The sequence below is a fragment of the Dietzia aerolata genome, from assembly GCF_014144865.1.
GTDB classification, from domain to species: domain Bacteria; phylum Actinomycetota; class Actinomycetes; order Mycobacteriales; family Mycobacteriaceae; genus Dietzia; species Dietzia aerolata.
This window is the reverse complement of sequence record NZ_JAALDM010000001.1, coordinates 1-4522: the sequence shown is the minus strand read 5'-3', so window position 1 is coordinate 4522 and position 4522 is coordinate 1. Positions and strand designations below refer to the sequence as shown.

At 70.5% G+C, this 4522-nt stretch carries 3 protein-coding genes; all 3 read right to left on the bottom strand.

Translation table 11 applies throughout. From position 1 onward, the window contains the following. A partial coding sequence (locus tag G6016_RS00015) for an acetate/propionate family kinase (RefSeq protein ID WP_182630672.1) occupies positions 1-1086 on the bottom strand: 1086 nt, incomplete at its 3' end. Further along, positions 1083-3509: a phosphate acetyltransferase gene (pta, locus tag G6016_RS00010; protein ID WP_182630671.1), complete on the bottom strand. Its 2427-nt coding sequence runs from the start codon at positions 3507-3509 to the stop codon at positions 1083-1085. The genes G6016_RS00015 and pta, both read right to left, overlap by 4 nt. Before the next feature lie 207 nt (positions 3510-3716). Continuing rightward, on the bottom strand, positions 3717-4522 hold an 806-nt coding region (locus G6016_RS00005; protein ID WP_182630670.1), incomplete at its 5' end, for an HNH endonuclease signature motif containing protein.

Below are 4522 nucleotides of genomic sequence, written 5' to 3'. Positions count from 1 at the left end.
GTTGGCGTCGTGGTCGATCTCCACGCCCCACTGGCCCAGAGTCGCAAGCGAGTCGGCCCGGAGACGGGCGACGTTCTCGCCGACGCCGGCGGTGAAGGTGATCGCGTCGACGTTGCCGAGCACCGCCCAGTAACCGCCGATATACCGTCGCAGGCGGTGGATGACCACGTCGTAGGTGAGGACGGCGTCGGTGTCGTCGTCGTCGACCCCTTCAAGCAACGCCCGGAAGTCACGCGCACCGGACAGTCCCTCCAGGCCCGACTTCCGGTTCAACAGGGTCGAGACATCCTCCGGTGACATTCCGCGGTCGCGGATCAGGTGGATGATCAGGCCCGGGTCGACGTCACCTGGGCGGGTGCCCATGACCAGGCCCTCGAGCGGGGTGAGACCCATCGACGTGTCCACCGCGCGGCCGGCGGCGATGGCGGATGCGGATGCGCCGTTGCCGAGGTGCAGGACGATCTGGTTTAGCTCGTCGTACGGCCTGCCGAGGACGTCCGCGGTGCGGCGGGAGACGTACTCGTGGCTCGTGCCGTGGAAGCCGTAGCGGCGCAGGTCCCAGCGGTGGGCGGTCTCGCGGTCGATCGCGTAGGTGTGGGCCGCGGCGGGCAGCGTGTGGAAGAAGCCGGTGTCGAACACGGCCACGTGGGGCAGGCCGGGGAGAAGGTCGCGGGCCACGCGGATACCGCGCAGGTTGGCGGGATTGTGCAGCGGGGCGAGGAGCTCGAGCTTCTCGATGTCCGCCTCGACCTCGGGCGTGACCTGAACGGGCTGGTGGAAATCCGGGCCGCCGTGGACCACGCGGTGGCCGATCGCCTCGACCCCCAGATCCGTGGGATGGACCTGCAGCTCGGCGGCGAGTTCGAGGACGCGGCTGAGGGCGGCGGTGTGATCGGGGAAAGCGGCCTCCTCGGTGTGCTCCTCCGCCGACTGCCCGGACAGCGCCGTGCGGCGGACCGTGAGGATGCCGGTGGGCTCGCCGATCCGCTCGACCAGCGCCCAGGCCAACTCCTCCTCGACGGCGGTGTCGAGGATCTGCAGCTTCAGCGACGAGGAACCGGAGTTTATGACGAGCACGCGGGTCATGAGGAGGTCCCGTTCTGGTCGGAGGAGGAGCTGGAGGCGGGGGCGCTGGAGGTGGTGCCGTCGGTGGCTGGAGCGCTGGAGGTGGGGGCCGGGGCGCCGGAGGAGACCTGGCCCTGCGCCTGGACCGCCGTGATGGCCACCGTGTTGACGATGTCCTCGACCAGCGCGCCGCGCGACAGGTCGTTGATCGGCTTGCGAAGCCCCTGCAGGACCGGGCCGATCGCCACCGCGCCCGCCGTACGCTGCACAGCCTTGTAGGTGTTGTTGCCGGTGTTGAGGTCCGGGAAAACCAGCACCGTGGCACGGCCCGCGACCGGGGAATCCGGCATCTTCTTCTGGGCGACCGTGGGATCGATGGCGGCGTCGAATTGCAGGGGGCCGTCCACGAGAAGGGTGTCGGTGCCGTCGGTGGTGGCGTTGTCGTCGTCGTCCCCATCTTTTTCCCCGGGTCCTTCGGCGAGGCGGGAACGGACGATGGCCGTCGCCTCGCGGACCTTGTCCACGTCCGCGCCGCTACCGGAATCGCCGGTGGAGTACGACAGCAGGGCGACGCGGGGGTCGATCCCGAAGCGCTCGGCGGTCTCGGCCGAGGACAGGGCGATGTCGGCGAGCTGGTCGGCGCTCGGATCGGGCACGACGGCGCAGTCGCCGAACGCCAGGACGTGATCGGACAGGCACATGAGGAACACACTCGACACCGTTTCGACGCCCGGGCGCGTGCGGATGATCTCCAGCGCGGGGCGGATGGTGTGGGCGGTGGTGTGCGCGGCGCCGGAGACCATGCCGTCAGCCAGCCCGGTGTGGACCATCATCGTGGCGAAATAGGAGATGTCGAGGATGCGGTCGCGCGCCACGTCCAGCGTCATGCCCTTGTGCTTGCGCAGTTCCACGTACTGCTGTGCGAAATCCTCGCGGTGCTCGCTCTTGCGCGGATCGAGCAGCTCGGCGCCGGAGAGGTTGATGCCGAGCTCGTCGGCGCGGCGGCGGATCGCGTCCACGTCGCCGAGGATGGTCAGGTCGGCCACGTCACGGCGCAGGAGACGGCCGGCGGCGTGGAGGATGCGGTCGTCGTCGCCCTCCGGGAGGACGATGTGGCGGCGGTCGCCGCGGGCCCGCTCGAGCAGCTGGTGCTCGAACATCTGGGGCGTCATCACGTCGGGGGTGTCGACGCGCAGGCGGCCGAGCAGCTCCTCGGTGTCGACGTGCTTTTCCATGAGGCTGAGCGCCGTCTCGACCTTGCGGCCCGACCCCGAATACACGCGTCCGCGGGTCTCCGCTGCGAGGCGGGCGGTGTCGTAGGTGCCGTGGTCCGTGCACACGATCGGCAGGGTGGAATGCATGCCGTGGACGAGGCGGTCCATGGCCTCATTCGGCCGGACCCCGCCGTTCCAGATCATGCCCGCCAGCGACGGGAAGCCCTCCGCCGCGTGCGCCGCCATGATCGCGAGCACGGCATCGGTGCGATCCGCGGGAACTATGACGACCATGCCGTCGACGAGGCGCTCGAGGATCCGGTCGCCCGTCATGCCGCCGACCATCAGCGCCATGACCTCACGGTCCAGCAGCGCCGGGTCGCCCGAATAGAGCGAACCGCCCACCGCATCCATCAACTCGCCCATCGTGGGTGCCGTGAGCAGGGCCTGATTGGGCAGGGTCCACGCGGGCACATCGAGCGAGGACAGCTCGGCCTGGATGGCCTCGAGGTCCTCCTCCGCGCAGCGGTTCGCGACCACGCCGACCGGGTGGGCGTGATCGGCCCGGAGCTCCTCGAGGGTGAGCCGGGCGTTGGTGCCGATCTCCTCGGGGGTGCGGTCCGCAGCCCGAAGGACGAGCAGGACCGGCGCTCCGAGGTTCACCGCGAGTGTGGCGTTGAAATCGAACTCCGTGGGGCTGGGCACGCCCGAGTAGTCGGTGCCGACGATCACCACGACGTCACACTGGCGGGCAACCTCGTGGTAGCGGTCCACGATCTCGGTCAACGCGCTGTCCCGGTCCTCGTGGACGCGGGCGTTGGTGACGCCGATGCAGTCCTCGTAGGCGAGATCGACGGTGGTGTGCTGCAGCAGCATCTCGACGATGCGGTCGCGCTCGGGCTCCTGGTGCTCGGCGTCCCGGCCCGAGGCAGTGGAGTTGACGTTGCCGTACGCGCGACCGTTGGTGCGGCGCTCGACGGTGACCGGCCGGAACACGCCGACACGCTGCACGGTGCCGGCCAGGATGCGGAGCAGCCCCAGCGCGATGGTCGACTTTCCGGTGTCGCCCTCCGGGGCGACCACGTACACCGCCGACGAGGACAGCGGCTCAGCGCTGGACTGGGCGGGGATCGTGGGCGTGTCGGCGTCTGGCGCGGCAGCAGCCCCGTCGGGCGCGCCGGCGTCAGTCGATGCGGTCGTGTGGGAATCGGGAATGCTGGATTCGGGCACGTTCGCATTGTGTCAGCGCCCGCGATCTTGCGGGCGATGGACGTCCGGACTGTCGCTCGACCACACCCGGAATCGCCCGTCGAGCGGGGATTCCGGGCGCGGCAGAGCGTGCGGCCGAACGAGAAGCGGCCGGACAGGAGGCCGCGGCAAGAGCAGCAGCCGGGAAGCGGCGGCCGAGCGGGTAAAGGTGAACCAGACGCAGGTGGGTCAGGCGTCGGTGAGGCGATCGGTGCCCGGCGGAACCCAGGTGCACCTGCCGGGACTGTCCGGATTGACGATGGTTTTCCAGCTCGCCGGACTGTCGCCCACGAATCCGTGGTGCACATGGCAGCCGAGTGCCCCGTTCGCGACCGTAGTGGGCCCGCCCTGAGACCATTCCTGCACGTGGTGGAACTGGGTTCGCCGGGCCGGGACGGTGCAGCCGGGGAATGTGCAGCCCCCGTGGGCGGAGTAGAGGACAAGCCGCTGGATCGCGGAGGCCAGGCGCCGCTCGGGGTGGCCGTCCACGTCGATCCGGTGCAGTTCCTCGCAGCCGTCGCGCAGCAGCGAGACGAACCACGGCATGCTTCCGGCCATCGACACCGCCTGACGCACGCTGAGCTGCGTGCCGGAATCGGTGCGGACGAGCGCGCCCGGATCCTCGAGCTGCTCGGGAGTCAGGCGCACCACGATGGACGCGATGCCCTTCTGGCGGGCCTTGTCGACGGTCGAACCGAGGGCCCACTGGTGGACCAGCGCGTCGTGGGCACGCTGCTCGGGCTCGCGCGTATCGGTGCCCGGCTCGCAGGCGATCGCCCCGCCCGGACCGCCGAAGTCGGCCAGGGCCCGCTCGACCAGTGCGCGGGCGCGCGGGGTGAGGGTCATGGTCAGCGTGCTCGTGCCGTCGGACCGGACGGCGCCGAGGCGGGCGGAGCGCTGCCGCTCCTGGTGCTCCTCGCGGTCCTTGCCCTTGTCGGGAGCCAGCTCCGCGAGCCGCCGGTTGGCCTCGGTCCGCAGATCGGCGGGGGCGTGGG